24 protein-coding genes are annotated in these 23278 nt (G+C 70.6%); 16 read left to right on the top strand and 8 right to left on the bottom strand.

Going from position 1 to position 23278, the window contains the following annotated elements; all coding sequences use genetic code 11:
- Window position 1 precedes the first annotated feature (1 nt).
- From ACWEEU_RS02220 to asnB, 3 genes are read right to left on the bottom strand one after another with little or no spacing between them, the layout of a single operon-like run.
- Window positions 2-781, bottom strand: a complete 780-nt coding sequence (locus ACWEEU_RS02220; RefSeq protein ID WP_385742595.1) for a nucleotidyltransferase domain-containing protein — start codon at window positions 779-781, stop codon at window positions 2-4.
- Entirely contained in the window at window positions 778-1590 is an 813-nt protein-coding gene (locus ACWEEU_RS02215; protein ID WP_451727526.1) for a CPBP family glutamic-type intramembrane protease, read from the bottom strand. The genes ACWEEU_RS02220 and ACWEEU_RS02215 overlap by 4 nt, the downstream gene beginning before the upstream one ends.
- Before the next feature lie 2 nt (window positions 1591-1592).
- Complete coding sequence (gene asnB / locus ACWEEU_RS02210; RefSeq protein WP_451727523.1) at window positions 1593-3788, bottom strand: asparagine synthase (glutamine-hydrolyzing); 2196 nt, start codon at window positions 3786-3788, stop codon at window positions 1593-1595.
- Window positions 3789-4195: 407 nt separating this feature from the next.
- Between asnB and ACWEEU_RS02205 the strand changes: the two genes are divergently transcribed.
- The 11 genes from ACWEEU_RS02205 (at window position 4196) to ACWEEU_RS02155 (ending at window position 13625) form a co-directional block, all read left to right on the top strand.
- Window positions 4196-5335, top strand: coding sequence for a hypothetical protein (locus tag ACWEEU_RS02205; protein ID WP_385742589.1), 1140 nt, complete (start codon window positions 4196-4198; stop codon window positions 5333-5335).
- A gap of 18 nt (window positions 5336-5353) precedes the next feature.
- Window positions 5354-6037, top strand: a complete 684-nt coding sequence (locus ACWEEU_RS02200) for a hypothetical protein (protein WP_385742587.1) — start codon at window positions 5354-5356, stop codon at window positions 6035-6037.
- Window positions 6037-6768, top strand: a complete 732-nt coding sequence (locus ACWEEU_RS02195; protein ID WP_451727518.1) for a hypothetical protein — start codon at window positions 6037-6039, stop codon at window positions 6766-6768. The genes ACWEEU_RS02200 and ACWEEU_RS02195 overlap by 1 nt, the downstream gene beginning before the upstream one ends.
- On the top strand, window positions 6765-7553 hold the full coding sequence (locus tag ACWEEU_RS02190) for an alpha/beta hydrolase fold domain-containing protein (RefSeq protein ID WP_451727515.1): 789 nt from the start codon (window positions 6765-6767) through the stop codon (window positions 7551-7553). The genes ACWEEU_RS02195 and ACWEEU_RS02190 overlap by 4 nt, the downstream gene beginning before the upstream one ends.
- A gap of 7 nt (window positions 7554-7560) precedes the next feature.
- Window positions 7561-8541: a nucleoside-diphosphate kinase gene (locus ACWEEU_RS02185; protein WP_451727512.1), complete on the top strand. Its 981-nt coding sequence runs from the start codon at window positions 7561-7563 to the stop codon at window positions 8539-8541.
- Window positions 8538-9206, top strand: a complete 669-nt coding sequence (locus ACWEEU_RS02180) for an HAD family hydrolase (RefSeq protein WP_451727509.1) — start codon at window positions 8538-8540, stop codon at window positions 9204-9206. Before ACWEEU_RS02185 ends, ACWEEU_RS02180 begins: the two co-directional genes overlap by 4 nt.
- Complete coding sequence (locus ACWEEU_RS02175; protein ID WP_385742577.1) at window positions 9196-9399, top strand: (2Fe-2S)-binding protein; 204 nt, start codon at window positions 9196-9198, stop codon at window positions 9397-9399. Before ACWEEU_RS02180 ends, ACWEEU_RS02175 begins: the two co-directional genes overlap by 11 nt.
- A complete protein-coding gene (locus ACWEEU_RS02170; RefSeq protein ID WP_385742575.1) occupies window positions 9396-10643 on the top strand; it encodes an MFS transporter in 1248 nt (415 codons plus the stop codon). The genes ACWEEU_RS02175 and ACWEEU_RS02170 overlap by 4 nt, the downstream gene beginning before the upstream one ends.
- Before the next feature lie 161 nt (window positions 10644-10804).
- Window positions 10805-11557 (top strand): trypsin-like serine peptidase, encoded by a 753-nt coding sequence (locus ACWEEU_RS02165; RefSeq protein ID WP_385742573.1) that lies wholly within the window; start codon window positions 10805-10807, stop codon window positions 11555-11557.
- A 161-nt stretch (window positions 11558-11718) separates the two neighbouring features.
- A complete protein-coding gene (locus ACWEEU_RS02160; protein ID WP_385742635.1) occupies window positions 11719-12675 on the top strand; it encodes a C40 family peptidase in 957 nt (318 codons plus the stop codon).
- Between the two features lie 227 nt (window positions 12676-12902).
- Complete coding sequence (locus tag ACWEEU_RS02155; RefSeq protein ID WP_385742571.1) at window positions 12903-13625, top strand: phosphatase PAP2 family protein; 723 nt, start codon at window positions 12903-12905, stop codon at window positions 13623-13625.
- A gap of 136 nt (window positions 13626-13761) precedes the next feature.
- Here the strand turns inward: ACWEEU_RS02155 and ACWEEU_RS02150 are convergent, their stop codons facing one another.
- The gene (locus tag ACWEEU_RS02150; RefSeq protein WP_451727503.1) at window positions 13762-15336 is read right to left on the bottom strand and encodes an FAD-binding oxidoreductase; all 1575 of its coding nucleotides are present in this window, start codon (window positions 15334-15336) and stop codon (window positions 13762-13764) included.
- Between the two features lie 317 nt (window positions 15337-15653).
- Here ACWEEU_RS02150 and pstS point away from each other — a divergent pair, with 317 nt between their 5' ends.
- From pstS to pstB, 4 genes are all read left to right on the top strand, one after another.
- A complete protein-coding gene (gene pstS / locus ACWEEU_RS02145; RefSeq protein ID WP_385742633.1) occupies window positions 15654-16778 on the top strand; it encodes a phosphate ABC transporter substrate-binding protein PstS in 1125 nt (374 codons plus the stop codon).
- A 135-nt stretch (window positions 16779-16913) separates the two neighbouring features.
- A complete protein-coding gene (pstC, locus tag ACWEEU_RS02140) occupies window positions 16914-17912 on the top strand; it encodes a phosphate ABC transporter permease subunit PstC (protein ID WP_451727500.1) in 999 nt (332 codons plus the stop codon).
- On the top strand, window positions 17909-18961 hold the full coding sequence (pstA, locus tag ACWEEU_RS02135) for a phosphate ABC transporter permease PstA (protein WP_385742565.1): 1053 nt from the start codon (window positions 17909-17911) through the stop codon (window positions 18959-18961). The genes pstC and pstA overlap by 4 nt, the downstream gene beginning before the upstream one ends.
- Before the next feature lie 34 nt (window positions 18962-18995).
- Window positions 18996-19772, top strand: a complete 777-nt coding sequence (gene pstB, locus ACWEEU_RS02130) for a phosphate ABC transporter ATP-binding protein PstB (protein ID WP_385742563.1) — start codon at window positions 18996-18998, stop codon at window positions 19770-19772.
- Window positions 19773-19879: 107 nt separating this feature from the next.
- On the opposite strand, the gene ACWEEU_RS02125 is transcribed toward pstB, so the two are convergent.
- Together ACWEEU_RS02125 and ACWEEU_RS02120 are read right to left on the bottom strand one after the other, a co-directional pair.
- Window positions 19880-20878, bottom strand: coding sequence for an inorganic phosphate transporter (locus ACWEEU_RS02125; RefSeq protein ID WP_199586676.1), 999 nt, complete (start codon window positions 20876-20878; stop codon window positions 19880-19882).
- 7 nt (window positions 20879-20885) lie between these two features.
- Window positions 20886-21506: a DUF47 domain-containing protein gene (locus ACWEEU_RS02120; protein WP_361111138.1), complete on the bottom strand. Its 621-nt coding sequence runs from the start codon at window positions 21504-21506 to the stop codon at window positions 20886-20888.
- Between the two features lie 243 nt (window positions 21507-21749).
- On the opposite strand from ACWEEU_RS02120, the gene ACWEEU_RS02115 reads away from it, so the two are divergent.
- Window positions 21750-22055, top strand: coding sequence for a metal-sensitive transcriptional regulator (locus tag ACWEEU_RS02115; RefSeq protein WP_161181244.1), 306 nt, complete (start codon window positions 21750-21752; stop codon window positions 22053-22055).
- Window positions 22056-22067: 12 nt separating this feature from the next.
- On the opposite strand, the gene ACWEEU_RS02110 is transcribed toward ACWEEU_RS02115, so the two are convergent.
- Window positions 22068-22235: a hypothetical protein gene (locus ACWEEU_RS02110; RefSeq protein ID WP_385742637.1), complete on the bottom strand. Its 168-nt coding sequence runs from the start codon at window positions 22233-22235 to the stop codon at window positions 22068-22070.
- A gap of 112 nt (window positions 22236-22347) precedes the next feature.
- The gene (locus ACWEEU_RS02105) at window positions 22348-23229 is read right to left on the bottom strand and encodes a hypothetical protein (protein ID WP_385742561.1); all 882 of its coding nucleotides are present in this window, start codon (window positions 23227-23229) and stop codon (window positions 22348-22350) included.
- Window positions 23230-23278: the final 49 nt, after the last annotated feature.

The following is a 23278-nucleotide window of genomic DNA, read 5'->3' as shown; positions in this document are numbered from 1 at the left end:
CTCAGACCTCCACTTTCAGGGAAAGGCTCTTGCACAGTGCGACCACGTCCCGCACCCACTTCTCGGGGGCGGCGGGGTCGAAGCCGGCCATCGTCTCGACCTCCCAGTACCGCTCGTAGGGCAGCGCCTCCGGCTGTGCGGCGAGCATCCGCCGGGCTCGCCACTTGACGAGGCGGTTGCACTCGCCGTGGGAGGCGAGCAGAGCGTCCACGACGTGTCCGAACGCCTGCCGTGCCGAGAGGACCGCGCTCGCGGTGTCGCCGTCGGCGAGCTGGCCGAGCGCGTCGTCCACGAAGTCGTCGGCGTTGGTGAGGCAGTAGGACACGACCGAGGCGCCGAAGGCCGAGGAGCCGATCAGCTCGCGCTGCCGCGCGACCCACTCCTCGCCGTCCAGCGGGTGGCAGAACAGCAGCCGCTCCAGAAGCTGTTCCTCGTCGCGGCTGAGCAACTGACCTATGGGGGACACGGTTTCGAAGCTGTCCCAGGAGACTTTCCGGAGGATCTCGGCCAGTTGCCCGGTGGTCCAGTACTTCACCTCCCACCGCAGGTCACCGGTGTACCAGGTCTCGGTGGGCACCTCGGCATGGGTGAGCGGTACCCGGATCGCGGAGGACAGCGAGCCGGTCCACGGTGCGTCGCCGACGACGTAGACGTCCACGTCGCTGGCCCTGTTGGCCCAGCCCCGGGCCAACGAGCCGACCACGAAGGCCGAGTGGTACGAGGCGGGCAGCAGACCGCGGCCGGCCAGTTCGGGCAGGCAGCGGGAGAGGTCGATGGTCATGGGGTGTCTGCCCTTCCGGAGCGGGCGCACTGGATCTGGAGCACGGCCGACGGGATGTTGTTGATCAGGTGGGCCAGCAGGGCCGGCCAGACGGAGTGTGAGAGCAGGGTCAGGGCGAGCAGCAGCGCGGCGGCGCTCACCTCCACCCCCATGGCCCGGGTGGAGTCACGGCCGTTGGCACCGGGAGCGATGTGGTGACGGGCGACGAATGCCACGGCGGCCAGCAGTCCCAGCGGAAGGGCCACGGGTGTGGACACGGCCGATGCCGCGGTCAGAGCGGTGCCCCGGTAGAGGGCTTCCTCTCCGAACGGGCCGACGATGATCGCGGTGGCCCGCGCGTACCCGTGGGCCGGCCGGGTGGGGCCGGCGAGGAAGGAGAGCTCGCCGGTGGCCAGGGCACGAAGGTTCATGCCGCCGAGCCACAGCAGCACGCCTCCGAGTGCGGCACCGGCGACGTACCACGCCGGTTCTCCCGGCTGCCTCAGCCACGCGGCGCCGCTCCAGACAGCGACGGCGATCGCACCGAGAGGACCGAGCAGGCCGCACACGGTCTCCGTCCAGAACCCCACGGCGGAGCGCTCGGTCCTGGGCAGGCGCCAAGGCAGCGCGAGCAGCAGCGTTTCCAGCAGCACGAAAACGCCCATGGTCCGGAGAGAGCCGACGGCCGCGCACAGGGCCACGGCGAACGCGACCGCACACGCGGCCCCGGCGAGCCGTCCTCGCGACAGCGGCCAGTGCCCCCAGTCGAAGACGCTGGTGAGCGGTCCAGCGATGGCGGGCGTCCGCTCCTGTTCCTCCGTCGTCGCCACGGCTAGGCGCCGGTCGGCGCCGGCTCGGCGAGGGTGAGCACGCCGAGGTCCGTGGCCTGCAGCAGTAGTTCCTCCACGTCGGCGAGAGCACAGGCCGCCGTGGCCAGCAGCTCGCCGAGGGACTGCTGTCCGTCGACGGCGTCGAGCAGCCGTTGCCAGGCAGGCGTCTCCTCGCCGTCGACGACGTACTCGATCTCGCCGTCGACGAGCACGTATCGCAGGAGCGGTTCCCGCTGGTCGGACAGGAGCAGGACCCTGTCGTCCCACACCGGAACCAGGGCCTCGTGAAGTCGCGGGTGCAGCAGCACGCGTGCCTCGATGGCGGCGCTCTCGCTCGCCCAGTCGGTGACGGGAAGTTCGGCCGGCACCGGCCCCCAGACGGCCTCCACCGGCGGGCGGGGCGGCTGCTGGGCCATCTGCTCCAGCAACCCGAGGTTGATCACGCGCAAGAGGAATTCCACATGGCCGGAGGACGGGTCGTCCTGCAGCGCGCGCAGGGTGGCGCGCGCGTTGTCGGCGTCCAGGTACTCCTTGGCCCCTGGGCCGGACAAAGCCTCGTCGAGAAGCGCGTCCTTGTCCCGGGCGAGCATGGCGGCGAACGTGCGATAGGTGTGGTGGACGCCGTCGCCGTAGAAGAACGGAACCTTGGGACGGTGGGTGAACTCGTGCGGCAGGACACCGCCGAGACCGTCCCGCAGGATGCGCTTGTCCCAGATCAGCCGCTCGCGCAGGGCCGGCGGGACCCGCACGGACAGCTCGACCAGGCGGTGGTCGAGGAACGGTACCCGGGCCTCGATGCCGCTGCCTGCCGCCGTGCGGTCCTCGTGCCAGCAGTTGTACTGCTGGACGTCGCGGTACTTCCAGCGCAGGAACCGCGCGTACGGGTCCTCCGGGGGCGCCCCGCGACGCAACACGTCCTCGCGCACCAGGGGCAGTTCGGACTGGTCCCACCAGACGGCGGCTCCACGGTGGGCATGGAGATGGTCGCGCAACGCCATTCCTCCGAGATTGGCCGCGAACCGGTCCCAGCCGCCCCCCGCCGCCATGGTGACGGAGTAGCCGCCATTGAACTCGTCGCTGCCGCCGCCCAGAAGCATTCCCTTGATCTCGGGAAACCTGGCCTTGACGAAGCGGTACAGCTCCCGCTTGTAGTAGATCTCGGGGCCGCACTGGGGGCTCTCCAGCAGCCACAGCAGGCTCTTCCACTCCTCGGCGGAAGGCACCTGGGAGGTGTCGAAGAGCACCTGGTGGTTGGGGAGCCCGAAGTGGTCTGCGACGCGGCGGCCGTACTCGGCGTCCAGGTTGGCCAGAGTGCTGCCGTTCAGCGCCGTGAAGGTACGGGGGCGAACAGTGCTGAGCGCGACGATCGCGGCCGAGTCGACTCCGCCGCTGAGGAAGAGCCCCAGCTCCGCATCCGAGGTCTCGCATTCGGCGACCGACGCGGCAAGCAGTCCGACGTACTCCTCGACGAATTCCTCGGCCGACAGGTCGTCTCGAAATTCACGGGGATCGGGAAAAGACCAGTAGACGTGGTCTCGAATGCGTCCGTCGCTCAGGTCGACGGTTCGGATCGTGCCCGGGGGAACGGTCTCGATTCCCTTGAACCAGGTCTTCGGCGCATCGTCCGTGAACTCTACGGCGCCATTGATCGCCTGGTCGGTCAGCGCACCTTCCCAGTCGAGTTCTCGCGGACAGGCCGGGTCCTCGAACAGGGCCTTCATCTCCGAACCGAACACGATTCGCTCGTGGTTACGGTGATAGAAGAGCGGTTTGACGCCGAACCTGTCGCGGGCCAGAACGAGGCGATTGAGTTTTCTGTCCCACAGAACGATGGAGAACATTCCGCGGACGTCGTCGAGGAATCCGAGTCCCCGCTGCTGATAGAGGTGGACCAGCACCTCGCAGTCGGACCCGGAGCGTGGCCGGGAGCCGACGGGCAGGGCGGCGGCGAGCTCGCGATGGTTGTAGACCTCGCCGTTGGCGATCAGGACGACGCTGCCGTCCGGGCTGTGCAGCGGCTGGCTGCCCGCGGCCGGGTCCACCAGCGACAACCGCGTGAAGGCCAGGCCGACGGGGCCGGCGCGCAGCAGTTCCCGCTCATCGGGGCCCCGGTGGGTCACGGCGTGAGCCATGCGCTCCAGCAGGCCGTCCGCTCCAGCGTCGAGCACCTCGCCATCAGTGCGGGCCAGGCCGGCCAAGCCGCACATGTTCACCTCGCTTCAAACCGTTCGGGGCAGGAATTCTGGAAGGAAAAGAGCAAGAGCCGGGACGCCGGGCTCCGATCGGAGCGGGGCGTCCCGGCTCTGATATCACGCGACGTTCGTCAGAACGGTGCCGTACGTGACCTTCTTGGCGGCGGGCTTGGTGTACTTCTTCATGGGAAATCACCTCTCTTTCGCAGGGAAATTCACGAGAATCCCGCACCGTTCGCCCCGTTTCCGAGGAGAGCCGGTGCCTCGCTGAAAGCAACCGTAGGAGATGTGGAACAGGTTGCACACCTTCAGCATGATGCAGTGCAGGATCCTGACCTCGGCCGGGCTGGATGTCGCGGGAGCGGCTGAATCACACTTGAGAGAGTGCGACTTATAGGATTGGGAGTGTTCTCGTGAAATCCCCTGACGAAGGCCGGCTGCGGCCGCCATCGGACGACCTTCCCGGGCTGCCGCCGGTGGAGGTCCATTGCCACGGGTTCGGCGATGTCGACTTCTCGGACTTCACGACAGTCGACCTCGACCGACTCGACGCCTGGTGTGCGCGCGAGGGTGTCCTGTGCCTGCCCACGATGTACCTCCACCGGGCGCAGCTCGGGGAGTTCGAGGCGTTCGTCCGCGAGTACCACCACATGCGCGGTGACGGGCGGCTCCCGCACATCGCCGGTATCGCGCTGGAGGGACCGCTGCTGGCCAGCCACGGCGGCACCCCTGCCGCCACGGTCTGGGCCCCCACCCGGCAGGAGTGGGAGCGTCTCGCCGCGCTCGGGCAGTACGGCCTGACCTACACGGTGGTCTCACCGGACGCGTTCTCGCCGGCCTCGGAGCTGCATGACGAGCCCGGAGCCCGCGAGACCGGCTTCGACTGGATCATTCCACTCCTGATGGCCCACGGAGTCCGCCCGGCACTCGGGCACTTCACCCGGGCCGACCCGCAGGCCGGCGCCGGACTCGTCGACGAGATCGTCGAGCTGGCCTGGCAGTCGGTCTGGACGGGCAACGGTGTCCGCGTCATCACGGACCACCTCTTCAACGACATGCCGCTCAAGATCCGGCACGCGTTTCGCAGTTCCCGTGCGCGCGCGGAACGCGACGCGCTCATCGCGTCGTACGACCTGCCCTCCTGGTCACTGGAGTCGATGGCGGAGATCGCGGGTCCTGTGCCGGCGGCGATCATGCGCCAGGCGGCGGCCGGGCGGATAGCCGCCTGCATCAACTTCGACGGCGAGCACGTGGACCTCGCCATCGCGGCCCGCGCGGTACAGCTGATGGGCGCCGAGAACTCGATGATGATGACGGATCGCTGCGACTCGGCCCGGCTCGGCGGCCAGGATCTCCATCACATCGTGGACAACGGCCTGTGGTACCAGGACCACGGCATCGTCGCGGCCGGCTCCATGCCCCTCGCCCGCCAGCAGGCCAACGCCGCCTCGCAGGGCCTCACACCGGCTGAGGTGCACGCCCTCGCCGCCGGCACCGCGCACCGCGTGTTCGGCCTGTCCACCCGCGCGGACCTGCGACTCCCCACCGCCTAGCCACTCAAGGAGCCCGACATGCTGGAAGACCTCGACCGTCTGGTCGTGGACTGGTCCGACCTGCCCAAGGCCCGTGCGCAGACCAAGGAGATCCTCACCGCCCTCGCCGAGGACAAGGCGACGCTCACCCAGCTCCTGGAGCGTGCGCGGGAGGAGGAGGACCTGTTCGACAAGTGCGAGCACCACCGGCTGCTCGACAAGCTGGTCATCTACGACGCCCTGGACCGCGGGTTCCGCATCCGCGTGCACGTCTCCACCGAGGACCACCGGGACCGGCCGCACGACCACCGGTTCACGTTCACCTCGCTGATCATGCGCGGGCAGTACAAGCACGTACGGCACGAACTGGTCGGACGGCTCGACGAGCAGGACATCCCGCGGAACGCCCAGGACGACTTCGACGCCGTCCCCACGGACCTGCGAGTGGTGCCCCGGTTCGTCACCAACGAGCAGGCGGGCAACTGCTACACGCTTCACCACAGCGAGATCCACACCACGTACACCACCCCGGACACCGTCTCCCTCTTCCTTCGTGGTCCTGCCGAGAAGGAGCGCTCGATCATCACCGAGCGGGAGACCGGCCGCGTGTGGTGGCGCTTCGGCGAGGACAAGGAGAAGGCCGCGCGCCGGGGCAGCAAGAGCATCAGCAAGGACTACTTCGACGAACTCACCGGCCGCCTGCGTGCCATGGAGGTGCTGTGATGGCCACCCGCCCCGGAGACGACCTGCTGGACCTGGCTCCGACCGTCCTGCTGAACCCGCCCGCGGACAGCGCGGTGAGCCGGGCCGAGGCGCTGATGGCCTCTCTTCCGGTCGTCCGCTGGGACGAGATCGAGAGCGCGGCGGAGATCACCGACGCCATCGCCCGCCGCCTGGGCGACGACCGGGAGCTGCTGCGCACCCTGGTGGCCCGTGCCGTGCGGACACCCGAGCTGCGGGAGAAGTTCGAGTGCCACGCCCTCGATGACAAGATCGTCATCTGGGACGACCAGGACAAGGGCCTGCGTATCCGGCTGCGGCTGGCCAACACCGACCAGTACGAGCGGGTGCACAACCACCGCTACAGCTTCACCGCCTACATCCTCCACGGCGCCTATCAGCACACCCTGTACGCGACGGACCAGCCGCTCGACGAGAGCGCCGACGTCACGCGGTTCTGGCCGTACTTCGTACGCGAGGAACCGGCCGGCCGCGTCATCACCCTCGACCACGAGCAGTTGCACACCACCATCACCGAGCCCGAGACCATCTCGCTGATGATTCAGAGCCCGGCGCGCAAGCGCCGCGCCTTCATGATCCGGCGGGACAGCGGTGACGTCTGGTACCGCTACGGCTCCGCCGACGAGTCGGCCGAGCGCCGCGCCGAGGTGCGGATGTCCGACGAGCGGCTGCACCACTGGCTCTCCCGCCTCGAAGCGTTCGGCCTGCTGTGACCGTGACCCTGACCTACGGCCGTCTCGGCTACGGTCCCTCGCCCTGGCAGCGCGTCGACCTGTACGGGCCCGCGGAACCGGAGCACGTGTCGCGAGAGGCGACCGGCGCTCGGGACCAGCCGGACGGATCCGCGGTTCCGGTGGTGCTGGTGCACGGCGGCTTCTGGCGGCACGACCGCACCGCCCAGGACCTGGAGCCGCTGGCCTGTGCCCTGGTCGGCCGCGGTCACCGGGTCGCCGTGCTGGAGTACCGGCCCACCTGGAACGGCGGGGCGTGGCCAGGCGCCGCCGATGACTGCCGCGCCGCGTTGCGGGCGCTCGAGCAGCACGATGCCCGCTGGGCCGGCGCCACCCTCGTCGGGCACTCCGCCGGTGGGCATCTGCTGCTCGCCGCGGTCGCCGGCACGGCCCGCGCGGCCACCGCGGTGCTGCTCGCTCCGGTGACCGACCTCGCCGAGGCGGCCCGGCTCGCGGTGGGCGGCGGAGCCGTCGAGGAGTTCCTCGCCGCCCATCTGGCGGCGGGGGGAACCTACGAGCAGGCCACTCCCGAGCCGGATCCGGCCGATCTCCGCTCGCTCACCGTCGTCGCCGCGGAGCACGACCAGGCGATCCCGGCCCGTCTGACGGATCACCAGCTCGCCCGATGGAGCGAGCGCGGGCTTGCGGTGACGTCCGTGACGGCGGCGGCCGCCCGTCACATGCATCTGGTGAACCCCGAGCGTCCGGCCTGCCGCACCGTCGTCCTGCCGCTGCTGGCCGGCCACGCCGCGAACGCGGAGGAATGAGCAAACGATGACCACGACCACCGTCGAGGCCGACCCGGTCACGCCGTCGGCACCGGAACCGACGACGTCCGCCGTCAGCCGGCGGGCGTTCGACTCCCTGAGTGCGGATCCGCGCAAGCGAGCCGCGTACCGCGTCGACCCGTACGCCCGCGAGGGACTGGACCTGTTCACGTCTCCCAGCGACCGGGCATGGCTTCACACGACCACCTTCGTGGTCCTCAAACCGGACGCGATCGTCGGCCGACGCGGCGGGCTGGTGCTGGACATCCTGGAAGAAGAGGGCTGGCGGCCTTTCGCGGCCCGTCCGTTGACCTTCGACCCGCTGCTGACCAGGGAGATCTGGCGCTATCAGTTCAACGCCGCCTCCCGGCAGCGGATCGCGGTCGTGGACCATCTGCTCGGCTCGGGGCCCTCGCTGCTCGTCCTGCTGCGTGACACGCGACGTCCGGAGGGGCTGCCGGCCAGCGTCCGGCTGACCGCGGCGAAGGGGAGCGCCGATCCGCAGGCGGCTCACGCGCGTGATCTGCGGACCCGTTTCGGCAGGGTCAACGGGCTGTTCAACTTCGTCCACACGGCAGATGAACCAGCTGACCTGGTGAGGGAGTTGCGGCTGTTCTGCTACCGGACCGGCGTCGACTGGCTGCGCGCCGCCCTGAACTCGGCACTGCCGTCGACCGGTGAGGAGTGCCCGGCCCGGAGCCTGCTCGCCGGTCTCGAAGCCGAGGCTCCGGCCCACGACCTGGACTCGGCCGCGAGCCTGAGGCGGCTGGCCGCGCGCTCCGACGCGTGGGGGCGCCTCGCCCGTGACCACACCACTTCCGGCACCGTACGGCAGTGGCTGTCGATTCTCGCCGAGACCGCACTTCCCCCGGACTCGTCCCGGTGGGATGTTCTGTCGGTGCTGACGGACTGGATCGACTGCAACGAGCCCGGGGTGACGCCCCTGCTGGCGACCGTGTCGGCGACCGACTGGAGAAACCAAGCGTGACACCCCTGCCCCTCACACCCCACGCCGTCGTCTTCGACTGCGACGGGCTGCTGGTCGACACCGAAGTCTGCTGGACCCGGGCCGAGACGAGGATCTTCGCCGCGCACGGTCATGACTTCGGGCCCGAGCAGAAGGCCCTCGTGATCGGCCGCACACTCTCGGGCGCGGGTGAGGCGATGGCCGACTACTTCGACCGGCCGGGAGCCGGCGCCGACCTCGCCGCAGAGCTCCTCGACCTCGTAAGGCAGGAGCTGGCGGGTGGTGCCGACGCGCTGCCCGGGGCCGCCGAGCTGGTCAAGGCCTGCGCCAGGGCCGTCCCCGTGGCGGTCGCGAGCAACAGCCCCCGTGAGCTTCTCGACACCGCCCTCACCTCGGCCGGCCTCGCCGGCCTCTTTCCGGTGTCCTTCGCCGCCGACGAGGTGGCGGCCGCCAAGCCCGCTCCCGATCTTTACCTCAGGGCCTGCGCGGCGCTGGGTGCCGATCCGGCCGGTTCGGTCGCTTTCGAGGACTCCGCCACCGGCGTCGCGGCGGCACGCCGTGCGGGCCTGTACGTGGTGGCCGTGCCGTCCCTGCCGGGAACCGTTCTGGACCACGATCGGCTGGCGTCCGCACTCACCGACCAGGAGCTGGTCGACTGGGCGGAAGGGCTCGCCGATGGTGCCTGACCTCGACGATCCGCTGATCTGCCTGTGCCGTCGGGTACGGGAGAGCGAGATTCTGACCGCCGTGGGCCAGGGGTGCCGCACTCTGGCCGAGGTGCGTGACCGGAGCGAGGCCGCCACCGGATGCGGGGAGTGCGCGGCCGACATCGAAGACATTCTGGCAGCGACGTACGAGGAAGCGGTCGATCGTCCATGACCGAGATCACGGTTGACGAGCAACTGCCCGCGCGCCCCCGTGGCGCGGGCGTGTTCTGGCGGTACTGGGCGGGTTCCACCGTCAGCGGCGTCGGGGACGCGGTGACGGCGATAGCGCTGCCGCTGGTGGCGGTGGAGACCCTGCGAGCGAGCAGTTTCGAGGTCAGCCTCATCACCGCCGCGAACTACGTGGCGTGGATCCTGATCAGCCTTCCGGCCGGAGTGCTGGTGCAGCGGCTGCCCCTGCGCGGCACCCAGGTGGCCATGGACCTTCTGCGGGCGGCGGCGCTGCTGTCCATACCCCTGGCCGCGGCGTACGGGCGGCTGCACCTCGTGCACCTGCTCCTGGTCGCGCTCGTGGTGGGGCTGGCCACCGTCGTCTTCGACGTCGGGAACTCGACGTTCCTGCCCTTCATCGTCAGCAAGGAGGAGCTGACGGCCCGCAACAGCCTGACCTCCGCCTCGTCGGCCGCGACCCAGCTGGGCGGGCCTTCGCTGGGGGGCGTCCTGGTGCAGACGGCCGGGGCCGCGGCGAGCCTGCTGGTGGATGTGGTGAGTTACCTCGTCTCCGCGTTCCTGCTGCAGAGCCTGCCGCGGCCCGACCGCCAGGCCCGTCCGGCGACGGACGCCTCCACCGGGAGGCTGATCCGGGACGGCTGGCGTTTCGTGGTCCGGCATCCGGTCATCGGTCCCTGCGCGGGCGCCGCCACACTGGTCAACTTCGGCTGCGGGGCGCTGATGGCCCTGGCCCCGGTGTTCCTGGTCCGGACGCTCGGCCTGCCGGTCGGCGTGGTCGGCCTGCTGATGGCCGCCGAGGGGCTGGGCAGCCTGGTGGGAGCGGCCGTGACCCCGCTGGTCGCCAGGAGGCTCGGCAGCGCCCGTGCCGTGCTGGTCGCGGCCTCGGCCGGGGCGCTGTTCGCCGTGCTCCTCCCGCTGGCCTCCGGCGGCTGGGGCGTGCTGCTGTACGCGGTGGGTGGCCTCGGATTCGCGATGGGTGTCGTGGTGCTGAGCATTCTCACCCGCACCCACCGGCAGACCGTCACCCCGGCGGAGCTGCTGCCCCGGGTGATGGCGACCGTCCGGTTCGTCTCCTGGGGGGCCGTGCCGGTGGGCGCGCTGACCGCCGGCCTGCTCGCGGGGGCCGCCGGGCCTCGGGACGCCCTGTGGATCGTCCCCGCGGCTGCCGCGACGGCGGCCGTGACCCTCGCCATGAACCGGATCAGCCGTATGCGTGACCTGACGTGAACCCGTCGCCTCGGGCTCCTGGACCGGGCCCACGAGGCGCCGAGGGACCGTTCCGTGGGTCGCCCGGCCCGCGGAGCACGGGATCGCGGTGAGCGGTTCACAGAAAAATCTCAGACAAGCCTCAGCGGGTTTCTCACCTCCCCGGGGAACAGTGACCCCTGATGAAGCGCACTCGCATCCCGGTCACGTCCCGGCCCGCGTTGCTCGGGGCGGTGGTGATGCTCGCCCTGACGTCGGCGTCCGTGGCCGCCGCCGACGACGGGCCGGGACCCCTCGGGGTCACGGCCGTGGCCGGTGTGTCCGCGCGGGGCTCCCGGGTGGGGGCGTTGTTCCAGGCGGACCGGGACGGGCGGCTCGAGGGCAGGCACTACTGCACCGCCTCCGTGGTGCACAGCCCGCACCGGGATCTGATCGTCACCGCCGCGCACTGTCTGGACGGGGTGGGCGGCGACCTGGTGTTCGCGCCGGGGTACCGGGACGGGTGGGCTCCGTACGGGGTGTGGCGGCTCGGGGCACGGGTGCTGCCCGAGGAGTGGGACGAGGACAGCGACGTGGCCTTCGCGCATCTCGACGAGCGGGACGGCAAGCGGGTCGAGGACGTCGTGGGAGGCAGCCGGTTCGTCACCGGTACGGCCACCGGCGCGACCGCCGTGACCGTGACCGGCTATCCCGACTCGCGCGAGGTGCCGATCCGCTGCACCAACAAGCCCGTCGCGCACAGCCGTACCCAGCAGCGCATCGCCTGCCCGGACTTCACCGGGGGCACCAGCGGCAGCCCCTGGATCAACGGGGACGGCCAGGTCGTCGGGGTGCTCGGCGGACACGAGCGCGGGGGTTCCACCCCGGACGTCTCCTACAGCGTGGTCCTGGGGCGCGGGGCGGCCGCGCTGTACGAGCGCGCGGCGGCGGGCTGAGGAGCACCGCCCGCCGACAGCCGTAAAAGCGTCATCCGCCCGGGATCCGGCGTGAAATGACGCCACTTCGACAAGAAATGGCGATGAACCGCGCGTCCATGGGGCAGTGTTGGGGCGTGCGGAAGGTATGGGTGATCGGCGGGGCGGCCGTAGGGCTCGGCATGGGCTTCGTCATGCTGCTCGTCGTCGGGGTGTACGTCGTCGGCGGGAACCTCGTGAACGGGGTCGTCGCCGGGGGCCGGGGGCTCGCCAAGGGTGCCGTGCCGGCCGCGTACCAGAACCTCGTGCAGCGGTGGGGCAATCTGTGTCCCGCGCTCACCCCGGCCCTGCTCGCCGCGCAGCTCTACCAGGAGAGCGGCTGGAATCCGACCGTCGTCAGCCCGGCCGACGCCCGGGGCATCGCGCAGTTCATCCCGAGCACCTGGGCGACGCACGGCATCGACGGCAACGGCGACGGCAAGCGGGACATCTGGAACCCGGCCGACGCGATCCCCTCGGCCGCCTCCTACGACTGCGAACTGGCCAAGTACGTCAAGGACGTGCCCGGCGACACCAGCGACAACATGCTCGCCGCCTACAACGCGGGCGCCTACCGGGTCATCAGATCCGGTGGTGTCCCCGCCATCACCGAGACGCAGAACTACGTCAAGCGCATCCGCTCCCTGTCGAAGAGCTTCGCCGCGCCCCAGACCCGTATCGACCCCTCCCGCCAGGCCGCGGGGGCGATCGGGTTCGCGCAGAGCAAGCTCGGCACGCCGTATCTGTGGGGCGGCAACGGCACGGCGGCGGAGGGCGGCCGGTTCGACTGCTCGGGGCTGACGAAGGCGTCGTACGCGAGCGTGGGGATCAGCCTGCCCCGGGTGGCCAACGACCAGTACAACGCGGGACCGCACCCCTCGCGCGACCAACTGCTCCCGGGGGACCTGGTGTTCTTCTCGCACGACCTGACCGATTCACGCGCCATCCACCACGTGGGCATCTATGTCGGCGGCGGCTATATGATCGACGCCCCCCGTACCGGGGCGGTGATCCGGTTCGATCCCATCGACACCTCCGAGTACTTCGGTGCGACCCGTGTCACCGAGGATGGCGCGAAAGCACTGCCCACGAAGGTGTGAGCACAGCGTGAACCAACCCCCTGAGCTGCGGCGATGAGTCTCTCTTCGATAACGTCTGCGTGATCATTCGGTGGAGGGTGGAACGCACCGGCTGGGGCTGTGCGTTCCTGTTGGCGTAGCCGAGCGGACGTCAGTGCGCCAGTGCAGCGGAAGCGGATCTACGAACCACGGGGGCCGGACGGCGCGCACCAGGCGTGCCGGGAAGACGACGAAGGGGCCGCAGCACCATGGCTGTACTCGCCGCATCGGCTGTACTCGCCGAATCCGGATCGAACCCCGACGTCGAGCTGCTGTACGACATCAACGGCCTGGCGAAGGCCGCGCCGCACTGGTTCGACCGGGTCATGGAGTTCGTGGGCGAGTACGGGCTGCCCGTCGCCATGGTGCTTCTCATCCTCGGCTGCTGGCTGAGCGTGCGGCGCCGGGGTGGCCGGGAGGCGGCGGCGGGGGTGGCCGCGCTGGTGTGGGCGCCGCTCGCGGCCGCGCTCGCCGTCGTGGTGAACGCGCCGATCCGCAACTTCGTCGAGCGGCCCCGGCCGTTCGTCGACCACCAGGGGCTCGACGTACTGATCGCGGGCAAGAGCGACTTCTCCTTCTGCAGCGACCACGCGACGATCACCATGGCGATGGCCGTCGGACTGTTCGTCGCCAACCGCCGCTTCGGCGTGGCGGGCATCGCGCTCGCCCTCCTCGAGGGCTTCTGCCGGGTCTACATGGGCGTGCACTACCCGACCGACGTGGTCGGCGGCTTCGCGCTGGGCACCGCGGTCGCGCTGCTGCTCTCCCCGCCCGCCACGGCCCTGCTCACCCCGCTGATGAAGGCGATCGAGCGCTCCCCGCGCGCGGGCTGGCTGGTGCGCGGCCGCTCGGCTCCCGGTGACCGGGACGGCGCCGTGCTCTCCGGCGGCCGCCGGGCCACCGGAGCGGGCGAGAAGGACCTGGCCGCCTAGGGTCTGTCTGACCATTCTCCTCTGCCGCGCGACGCCGTGCACGCACTCTCGCCGCGCGGCCGCCCTCCGGGCGACGACGGGAATGGTCAGACAGGCCCTAAGGTCCGGCGGTGCCGCCGGCGCCGCTGAGGCGGCGTCAGAGGCCTTGCGGGTAGCCGAAGAAGCGCTGGGGGTCGTAGCTCTTCTTCACGTCGGCCAGCCTGGCGGAGGCGGTGCCGTAGTACGCGGTGCGCCAGTCGGCGAGCGTCGGGTCCGTGTAGTTCTGGTACGCCGCTCCCGACGCGTACGGCCGCATCGCGTCGTGCGCCGCGTCCAGCCAGGAGCGGGCGGTGCCGCCTGAGGTGCCCTCGCTCCAGGAGGCTATGTACTGGGCCAGCATCCGCGAGCGCCGGTGCACGAAGGCGGTCGCCGTGGGGGAGACCCGGTTGACCGCGCCGCCGAGCGCGGTGAGGGCGACGCTGCCCGCGCCGCCGCGCACCGCGCCGATCTGCTTCAGCAGCGTCTGGATGCCCGCCGCCGACAGGGAGCGGTCGAAGAAGTCCGAGTGGGCCGCGTAGGTCTCCCGGCGCAGCGCACCGCGAGGGGAGCGGCCGGGCGCGGTGCCCGGCAGATGGCACTGGGCGTCCGTGGCGAACGACGAGCAGCCCGCGTAGATCTCCATGGCCTCCTCGTAGCCCCGGCGGCGCAGGCTGACCGAGGAGGCGTTCGCGCCCGCGCTGTGGGCGAGGCGGTCCACGGCGTTCTGGAGGCCGTCGTAGGAGCCGACGGAGAAGCAGGAGACGGAGACGGTCGGGGTGCGGCCCGGGGCGCACTCCAGGTGCAGCGCGGACCATATCTCGTCCGGCTGCGCGGGGCCCCACTCCTGCCACGCCTTGACCACGGCCGCCGCCTTCGACCAGGGCCAGGCGAGGTACGCCGTCACGGCCTTCGGCACCGGGTGGGTGCGAAAGCGCAGCTCGGTGACGACGCCGAAGTTGCCGTTGCCCGCGCCGCGCAGCGCCCAGAACAGGTCGGCGTGGTGCTTGTCGTCGGCGGTGACCTCGGTGCCGTCGGCCGTGATCAGGGTGGCCTGGGTGAGGTTGTCGCAGGTCAGCCCGTAGGCGCGGGAGGCGACTCCGTGGCCGCCGCCGAGGACCAGGCCGGAGACGCCGACGGTCGGGCAGGAACCGGCGGGGATGGTCACGCCCTTGGCGGCGAGCCCCCGGTAGACGTCGATCAGCTTGGCGCCCGCGCCGACGACCGCCTGACCGCCGCTCGCGCTCACCTTGTTCAGCGCGGAGACGTCCAGGATCAGCCGGCCGTCGCCGGAGGAGTAACCGCCGTAGGAGTGGCCGCCGTTGCGGATCGCAACCTTGATCTTGCGAGCGCGGGCGTAGGCGAGGACGGTGCGGACGTCGCCGGTGTGGGCCGGATAGGCGACGGCGGCCGGGCGCAGCCCGTCGAAGCGGGTGTTGTAGAGCCGGCTGGCCGGGGTCCAGTCGGCGTCGCCGGGGCGGACCAGGGTGCCGTCGAGGTCCTGGCCGAGCCCGCTCCACGGCCTGGCGACGGGGGAGCCGGGGCCGGAGGTGCCGTGGGCGGTCAGGGCGGTGGTGGAGGAGGGCAGCGTGGCCGACGAGGGACCCGCCGCCGGGCGCGGCGCCGTGTCGCAGGCGCCGAGCGCCGTCGCGGCCAGCGCGGCGGCGCCTCCCGAGATGAACGTACGCCGTTGCATGTCCCCGCCCTTCGGCCGTCGTGACCTTCCCGTGGAACGAGACGGCGCCCCACCGGGCGGGGTTCCACGGGAGGGTGACAAGGTGTGAGAAGAGTGCGGAGCCGGGATCTCCACGTGGCCTCCTCGTGAGCGTTCCGTGACCTCACCGGGCCGACGGCAGGGGTTCACCCCTCGTTCACTTCGGGCCATCGGCGGCTTCACCTGTTCTGCCTAATTTCGGCCGTACCAGATGCGGAGTGCGGCCATAGATGCACTCGCGTGTCCCCCTGACGTCGCACGCCGCCCGCCGCGGCGGCTCCTGGAAGGAACTCCCGAAAGTGATGCTTCAGCGCAAGAACCGGCTGCGCGCCCTGTCTCTCGGTGCTCTCGCCGTCTCCGGCGCCCTGGCCCTGACGGCGTGCGGCTCCGACGACACCGGCAAGCAGGCGGGTGGCGGTTCCTCCTCCGCGGCGAGCGCCGGGTCGGTCAAGTGCGACGGTGCGAAGGGCCAGCTCCTCGCGGACGGCTCCTCCGCGCAGAAGAACGCGATCGACGCCTGGGTGAAGAACTTCTCGCAGGCGTGCGGCGTGCAGATCAACTACAAGGGCGCCGGTTCGGGCGCCGGTGTCACCTCCTTCAACCAGGGCCAGCTCGCGTTCGCCGGCTCGGACTCCGCGCTGAAGCCGGAGGAGGTCGCCGCCTCCAAGAAGATCTGCAAGGGCGGCCAGGGCATCGACCTGCCGATGGTCGGCGGCCCGATCGCGATCGGCTACAACGTCCCGGGCGTGAAGGACCTGGTCCTGGACGCGCCGACCCTCGCGAAGATCTTCGACAGCAAGATCGCCAAGTGGAACGACGCCGCGATCAAGAAGCTGAACCCCTCGGCGAAGCTGCCCGACCTGAAGATCCAGGCGTTCCACCGCTCGGAGGACTCCGGCACCACGGACAACTTCACCAAGTACCTGATCAACACCACGCCGGACAACTGGAAGTACTCCGGTGGCAAGGCGTGGCAGGCCAAGGGCGGCCAGGCCGCGGCCGGCTCCGCCGGTGTGGCCCAGGGCGTCAAGCAGAACGCGGGCGCGATCGGCTACTTCGAGCTGTCCTACGCCAAGGACATCGACACGGTCGCCATCAACACCGGCGCCAAGTCCCCGGTGAAGCCCTCCACCGACTCCGCCACCGCCGACATCGCGGCCGCCAAGGTCGTCGGCACCGGCAAGGACCTCTCCCTGCAGCTCGACTACAAGACCAAGGCCGAGGGCGCCTACCCGATCACCCTGGTCACGTACGAGATCGTCTGCGACAAGGGCAACAAGGCGGACACGCTGCCCGCGACCAAGGCGTTCCTGAGCTACATCGCGAGCGAGGACGGCCAGAAGGTCCTCGGCGAGAACGACTACGCCCCGATCCCCGACGAGATCATCACCAAGGTCCGCAGCACCATCGACGGCCTGAGCTGACCTGATCCGAGTGTGCGGTCCGGGCCCCGCCGGGGTCCGGCCGCACCGTCCGGTGCACCGCCGCCCGGAGCCGGGGCCAGCCCCCGGCTCCCGTGAGCCGCCCACCCTCGCGGCTCAGCAGACCGGAGAAACCCGATGGACATATCGACGACCGACGTACCTCCCCCGACCGGCCGGGCCGCCGCCCGCCGCGCGGACACCGCCCGGGGCACCTCCCGCACCGGTGACCGGGTGTTCCTCGCCCTCTCGCGGGGCTCGGGCATCCTGCTCCTGGTGATCATGGCCGCCATCGCGGTCTTCCTCACCTACCGCGCCTCCCTCGCGATCAGCGCCGACCACGGCAACTTCCTGACCACCTTCGAGTGGAACACCAACGCCAGCCCGCCGGTCTTCGGCATCGCGGTGCTGGCCTTCGGCACGGTCGTCTCCTCGATCGTCGCCATGGCCCTCGCGGTCCCCGTGGCGGTCGCGATCGCGCTGTTCCTCACCCACTACGCCCCCCGCCGGCTGAGCGGTCCGATCGCCTACGTGATCGACCTGCTCGCCGCCGTGCCGTCCATCGTCTACGGCCTGTGGGGCGCCCTGATCCTGGTCCCGCACATGCAGGGCCTGTACGGCTGGCTGAACGAGTTCTTCGGCTGGACCGGCATCCTCGCCTGGAACGGCGGCGCCCCGCGCGCGATGCTCACCGTCGGCATCCTGCTGGCCATCATGATCCTGCCGATCATCACCAACGTGAGCCGCGAGGTCTTCCGCCAGGCACCCCGGATGCACGAGGAGGCCGCCCTGGCCCTCGGCGCCACGCGCTGGGAGGTCATCCGCATGGCGGTGCTGCCCTTCGGGCGCTCCGGCGTGATCTCCGCCTCCATGCTCGGCCTCGGCCGCGCGCTCGGCGAGACCATGGCCGTGGCCACCGTGCTCTCCCCGAGCTACGGGATCCAGGCCAGCCTGCTCGACCCGGGCGGCGGCACCTTCGCCCAGAACATCGCCTCCAAGTTCGGCGAGGCCACCGAGCAGGGGCGCGACGCGCTGATCGCCTCCGGTCTCGTCCTGTTCGTCATCACCCTGCTGGTCAACGGCGCGGCCCGCGCGATCATCGCCCGCCGCAAGGAGTACTCGGGGGCCAACGCATGAGCACCGCAGCCAACGGCACCGGCGTGAGCAACCTGCGCGCCGCCAGCCTGCCGAAGTGGACCCCGTGGGCCGTCGCCGCCGCGTCGGTGGCCGTCGCCGTCGCGATCGGTCTGGGCACCGGGCTCCACTCCAGGGTCCAGTGGGGCCTGATCGCCGCGCTCCTCTTCATCCTCGGCACCTACACCGTCGCCGCCCGCGTGGAGGGCCGCCGGCAGGCCAAGGACCGGATCGCCACGTCGCTGGTCTGGGTCGCCTTCCTGCTCGCCGTGGTCCCGCTGGTCTCCCTGGTCTGGGTGACCGTCTCGCGCGGCGTGAAGGTCCTCAGCCCGTACTTCCTGAGCCACTCGATGGGCGTCGTCGCCGACTCCGAGCCGGGCGGCGGCATCTACCACGCCATCCTCGGCAGCCTGGAGCAGGTCGGCCTCGCCACCCTGATCGGCGCCCCGGTCGGCGTGCTGACCGCGATCTACCTGGTGGAGTACGGCCGCGGCCGGCTCGCCCAGGCGGTGACCTTCTTCGTGGACGTGATGACGGGCATCCCGTCCATCGTCGCGGGCCTGTTCATCCTCAGCCTGATGCTCATCTTCCAGCTGCAGCCCTTCGGCTTCGCCGGGTCGCTCGCGCTGGCCATCCTGATGATGCCGGTGGTCGTGCGCTCGACCGAGGAGATGCTCAAGCTCGTACCGAACGAGCTGCGCGAGGCGTCCCTGGCGCTCGGCGTGCCCAAGTGGCGCACCATCCTCAAGGTGGTCCTGCCGACCTCGCTCGGCGGCATCGCGACCGGCGTCATGCTGGCCGTCGCCCGCATCGCGGGCGAGACCGCGCCGGTGCTGCTGCTGGTGTTCGGCAACTCCTTCATCAACGCGAACCCCTTCGAGGGCGCCCAGGCGTCGCTGCCGCTGTACATCTACCAGCAGTACGCGGCCGGTGCCGACGCGGCCTACGACCGCGCGTGGGCGGCCTCGCTGACCCTGATCGCGTTCGTGATGATCCTCAACCTGGTGGCCCGCGGCGTAGCCCGCTGGAAGGCCCCCCAGACCGGTCGCTGACGCGGCCATTTCAGTGACTGGAAGTGAAGCGGTAATGGCCAAGCGAATCGATGTGAGCGGACTCACCGCCTACTACGGCTCCCACAAGGCGATCGAGGACATCTCGATGACCGTCGAGCCGCGCTCGGTGACGGCGTTCATCGGCCCCTCCGGCTGCGGCAAGTCGACGTTCCTGCGCACCCTCAACCGGATGCACGAGGTCACCCCCGGCGGCCGCGTCGACGGCAAGGTGCTCCTGGACGACGAGGACCTCTACGGCACCGGCGTGGACCCGGTGTCGGTGCGGCGCGAGGTGGGCATGGTGTTCCAGCGTCCCAACCCGTTCCCCACCATGTCGATCTTCGAGAACGTGGCGGCGGGGCTGCGCTTGAACGGCGGCTTCCGCAAGAGCGAGCTGAACGACATCGTGGAGCGCTCGCTGCGCGGCGCGAACCTGTGGAACGAGGTCAAGGACCGGCTGAACCGGCCCGGCGCCGGTCTCTCCGGCGGCCAGCAGCAGCGGCTGTGCATCGCCCGCGCCATCGCGGTCGAGCCCCGGGTGCTGCTCATGGACGAGCCCTGCTCCGCCCTTGACCCGATCTCCACGCTCGCGATCGAGGACCTGATCGGCGAGCTGAAGGAACGGTTCACGATCGTCATCGTGACGCACAACATGCAGCAGGCGGCCCGCGTCTCGGACCGTACGGCCTTCTTCAACCTCGCCGGAGTCGGCCAGCCCGGTCGCCTCGTCGAGATCGACGACACCGAGCGGATCTTCTCCAACCCCTCGGTCCAGGCGACCGAGGACTACATCTCCGGCCGCTTCGGCTGAGCCGAGGACTCCCCGCGGTGCTGCATGGCGGTGCCACCGCGGGGATGCGAGAAGGGCCCGCCCCCGGATGATCTCCGGGGGCGGGCCCATCGCCGTGTGCGGGGAGGCTAGAGCACGGTCAGGTTGACCAGCTCGAAGGCGCCGGCCGCGACCAGGGCGGCGGCGGGCATGGTGATGAACCAGCCGAGCACGATGTTCTTGGCGACGCCCCAGCGGACCGCGTTGACCCGCTTGGTGGCGCCCACACCCATGATCGCGGAGGTGATCACATGGGTCGTGGAGATCGGCGCCTTGAAGAGGTACGCCGTGGTGAACATGATCGACGCGCCGGTCGCCTCGGCCGCGAAGCCCTGCGGCGGGTCCAGCTCGATGATCTTGCGGCCGAGGGTGCGCATGATGCGCCAGCCGCCCGCGTAGGTGCCGAGCGAGAGCATCAGGGCACAGACGATCTTGACCCAGACCGGGATCGGGTCGCCGAAGGTCTCGTTGCCGGAGATCACCAGCGCGAGCACCACGACACCCATGGTCTTCTGCGCGTCCTGGAGGCCGTGACCCAGCGCCATGCCCGCCGCCGAGACGGTCTGGGCTATGCGGAAGCCGCGCTTGGCCTTGTGCGGGTTGGCGTTGCGGAAGAGCCACAGGATGGCCGTCATCACCAGATAGCCGACCACCAGGCCGACGATCGGGGAGAGGAACATCGGGATGACGATCTTCTCGACGACGCCGCTCCAGAGCACGTCGATGCCGCCCGCGAGCGCCGCGCCCACCATGCCGCCGAACAGCGCGTGGGAGGACGAGGAGGGCAGGCCGAAGTACCAGGTGACCAGGTTCCAGACGATGGCGCCGACCAGCGCGGCGAAGAGGATGCCCATCCCCTTGCCGCCGTGCGGTGTCTCGATCAGGCCCTCGGAGACGGTCTTGGCGACCCCGGAACCGAGGAAGGCGCCGGCGAGGTTCATCACGGCCGCCATCGCGAGCGCCGCCCGGGGGGTCAGCGCACGGGTCGAGACCGAGGTCGCGATCGCGTTGGCGGAGTCGTGGAAGCCGTTCGTGTACGTGAAGAAGAGCGCGACCGCGACGGTCACGATCAGGGCGAAGGTGTCCATCGACGCCTCAGGACTCCTTGACGGCGATGGTCTCCACCGTGTTCGCCACGTGCTCGAACGCGTCCGCCGCCTCTTCGAGGACGTCCACGACCTGCTTGAGCTTGAGCACCTCGATGGCGTCGTACTTGCCGTTGAAGAGGTGGGCGAGCAGCTTGCGGTGGATCTGGTCCGCCTGGTTCTCCAGCCGGTTGACCTCGATCCAGTACTCGGTGAGGTTGTCCATGGTGCGCAGGTGCGGCATCGCCTCGGCCGTGAGTTCGGCCGCCCGCGCCAGGACCTCGATCTGCTGCTCGACGCCCTTCGGCAGCTCCTCGATGTTGTAGAGGACGACCAGGTCGACGGCCTCCTCCATGAAGTCCATGATGTCGTCGAGCGACGAGGCGAGGTTGTAGATGTCCTCGCGGTCGAACGGCGTGATGAACGAGGAGTTGAGCTGGTGGAAGATCGCGTGAGTGGCGTCGTCACCGGCGTGTTCCGCGGCCCGCATACGCTCTGCGATCTCGGCTCGGGCGGAGGGGTCCGCCCCGAGCAGTTCCATCAGGAGCTTGGAGCCCGTGACGATGTTGTCCGCTGACGCGGCGAACATGTCGTAGAAGCTCGTCTCCCTGGGGGTCAGACGAAAGCGCACGTTGAGGTCCTCGGGGTGCTTCGGTTGGGTCAGGCTGATGCTAGGCGCATCATCCGGCCACGGCTATCGGGCCATTCCCCAGTGTCGCCCATCAGGAAGCATGCTCGGCACGGGGGCGTTGCGCCAAGGGCCCGATACCCCGTGAAGTTGGTTACCATATACCCACCAGGGGTATACGTTCCGGCTGTTTTCGGTCAGACCGGGGTCCGTTCCCCGTCAGCCCGTCCCCGATGGAGGCCAGCGATGACGACGACCGAGGCCGGCGCCACGCACGGCTACCACCACCAGAAGGACGAGCACCTCAAGCGGCTGCGCCGGATCGAGGGCCAGATCCGGGGTCTGCAGCGCATGGTCGACGAGGACACGTACTGCATCGACATCCTCACCCAGGTCTCCGCCTCCACCAAGGCCCTGCAGTCCTTCGCGCTGCAACTCCTCGAGGAGCACCTGCGGCACTGCGTCGCCGACGCGGCCGTCAAGGGCGGCGACGAGATCGACGCCAAGGTGGAGGAGGCCACGAAGGCCATCGGACGCCTGCTGCGCACCTGAGCGCCCCCCAGGTCAGGCCACGGCCGCGCCGCGCTCCTCGGTGACCCGCAGCACCTCGTCGATGCTGGCCAGGCTCAGCCGGTCCTCCGCCGCAGAGGCGGCGATGATCAGCTCGCCGCACAGCTCTATCTCGGCGAGGGCCACGTGGTCCTGCACCGCCGTACCGCCGACCGGAGCCACGCGCGTCACCTCTTCCTGCCGTCACCGATGCCCGGACCGGCTTCCTAGAGTAGGCAGCGCCCCGCATACCGCGCATGGCACGGACGGGCTAGTTCGATCCCGGCGGGGCGGACTATCCCGCCGACGGTCCCGCCGCCCCCTCGTCGTCCGCGATCCTGCCCGCGTAGATGTCCTCGGGGCGCGGGAGCAGCACCTCGGCGCGGGTGCCGAAGTCGTAGAGCAGGGTCGTCGAGGCGACCGCGACGGCCGCCGCCCGCCTGCTGTTGACGAAGCCGAAGCGCTGACGGAGCTTGCGGACGCGGCCCTGGTCGTCCAGGTAGACGTCGAACGGGACGACGGCTGTGGCGAACCCTTTCGCCGCCGCCGCGAGCGAGGCCCGGTTGTCCGCCGAGGCCGCGCGCGCCGCCGCGCCGAGGTCGGCGGTGCCCCGGTAGTGCCGCACCGCCGTCCCGCCGACCTTCGTGCGGCCCACGAACGCCGCCGTGCGCGTCCCGCGCAGCACCTCCGCCGCCGCGTACGGATCGGTCGCGCCGCCGGTGACCAGGTTGCCGTCGGACACGCTCGCCGTCTCCACCCGGACCCACTTGTCGGCGGGCACGCCCGCGCCCCGGTTCTTCATGTACAGGGCGCCGGGGGCGAGCAGCTCGGTGATGGGCCGGTGCTCCGGGGCGCCCGTGGGGTCCTCCGGGAGCACGACGGTCAGGCTGCCCAGGCGGCGCCGGAAGTCGTACACCCCGCTGCCCCGGATGGTGACCCGGGTGCCGCCGGTGGCCATCTCCATGGAGGTCGAGGCCCGGGAGGTGCCCGCACCGCGCAGGGTGTCGGCGGCCTGCCGCAGGACGGCCACCGGATCGCCGCTCGCGCCGCTCACCCCCTCGGCGGCGGCCCCGCTGGAGGAACACCCGCTGGTGCCCGCTCCGAGTCCGACGGTGAGTCCCATCACGCCCGCCGCTACGACCGTCCTGGCCCCGCGCGTGTGCTGCCGCCGATCCATGGCCTGCCTTACCCCCAGCCGGTTGCGTCCGTTGGGCCCCCTGTCGTTC

It is taken from the genome of Streptomyces sp. NPDC005004, assembly GCF_053600675.1.
This window is presented reverse-complemented; position numbering and strand designations above follow the sequence as displayed.

Coding starts and splice junctions, on each gene's coding strand:
- ACWEEU_RS02220 (WP_385742595.1), bottom strand. CDS start 781: ATGACCATCGACCTCTCCCGCTGCCTGCCCGAACTGGCCGGCCGCGGT.
- ACWEEU_RS02200 (WP_385742587.1), top strand. CDS start 5,354: ATGCTGGAAGACCTCGACCGTCTGGTCGTGGACTGGTCCGACCTGCCC.
- ACWEEU_RS02195 (WP_451727518.1), top strand. CDS start 6,037: ATGGCCACCCGCCCCGGAGACGACCTGCTGGACCTGGCTCCGACCGTC.
- ACWEEU_RS02185 (WP_451727512.1), top strand. CDS start 7,561: ATGACCACGACCACCGTCGAGGCCGACCCGGTCACGCCGTCGGCACCG.
- ACWEEU_RS02175 (WP_385742577.1), top strand. CDS start 9,196: ATGGTGCCTGACCTCGACGATCCGCTGATCTGCCTGTGCCGTCGGGTA.
- ACWEEU_RS02170 (WP_385742575.1), top strand. CDS start 9,396: ATGACCGAGATCACGGTTGACGAGCAACTGCCCGCGCGCCCCCGTGGC.
- ACWEEU_RS02165 (WP_385742573.1), top strand. CDS start 10,805: ATGAAGCGCACTCGCATCCCGGTCACGTCCCGGCCCGCGTTGCTCGGG.
- ACWEEU_RS02160 (WP_385742635.1), top strand. CDS start 11,719: ATGGGCTTCGTCATGCTGCTCGTCGTCGGGGTGTACGTCGTCGGCGGG.
- ACWEEU_RS02155 (WP_385742571.1), top strand. CDS start 12,903: ATGGCTGTACTCGCCGCATCGGCTGTACTCGCCGAATCCGGATCGAAC.
- ACWEEU_RS02150 (WP_451727503.1), bottom strand. CDS start 15,336: ATGCAACGGCGTACGTTCATCTCGGGAGGCGCCGCCGCGCTGGCCGCG.
- pstC (WP_451727500.1), top strand. CDS start 16,914: ATGGACATATCGACGACCGACGTACCTCCCCCGACCGGCCGGGCCGCC.
- pstA (WP_385742565.1), top strand. CDS start 17,909: ATGAGCACCGCAGCCAACGGCACCGGCGTGAGCAACCTGCGCGCCGCC.
- pstB (WP_385742563.1), top strand. CDS start 18,996: ATGGCCAAGCGAATCGATGTGAGCGGACTCACCGCCTACTACGGCTCC.
- ACWEEU_RS02125 (WP_199586676.1), bottom strand. CDS start 20,878: ATGGACACCTTCGCCCTGATCGTGACCGTCGCGGTCGCGCTCTTCTTC.
- ACWEEU_RS02115 (WP_161181244.1), top strand. CDS start 21,750: ATGACGACGACCGAGGCCGGCGCCACGCACGGCTACCACCACCAGAAG.
- ACWEEU_RS02105 (WP_385742561.1), bottom strand. CDS start 23,229: ATGGATCGGCGGCAGCACACGCGCGGGGCCAGGACGGTCGTAGCGGCG.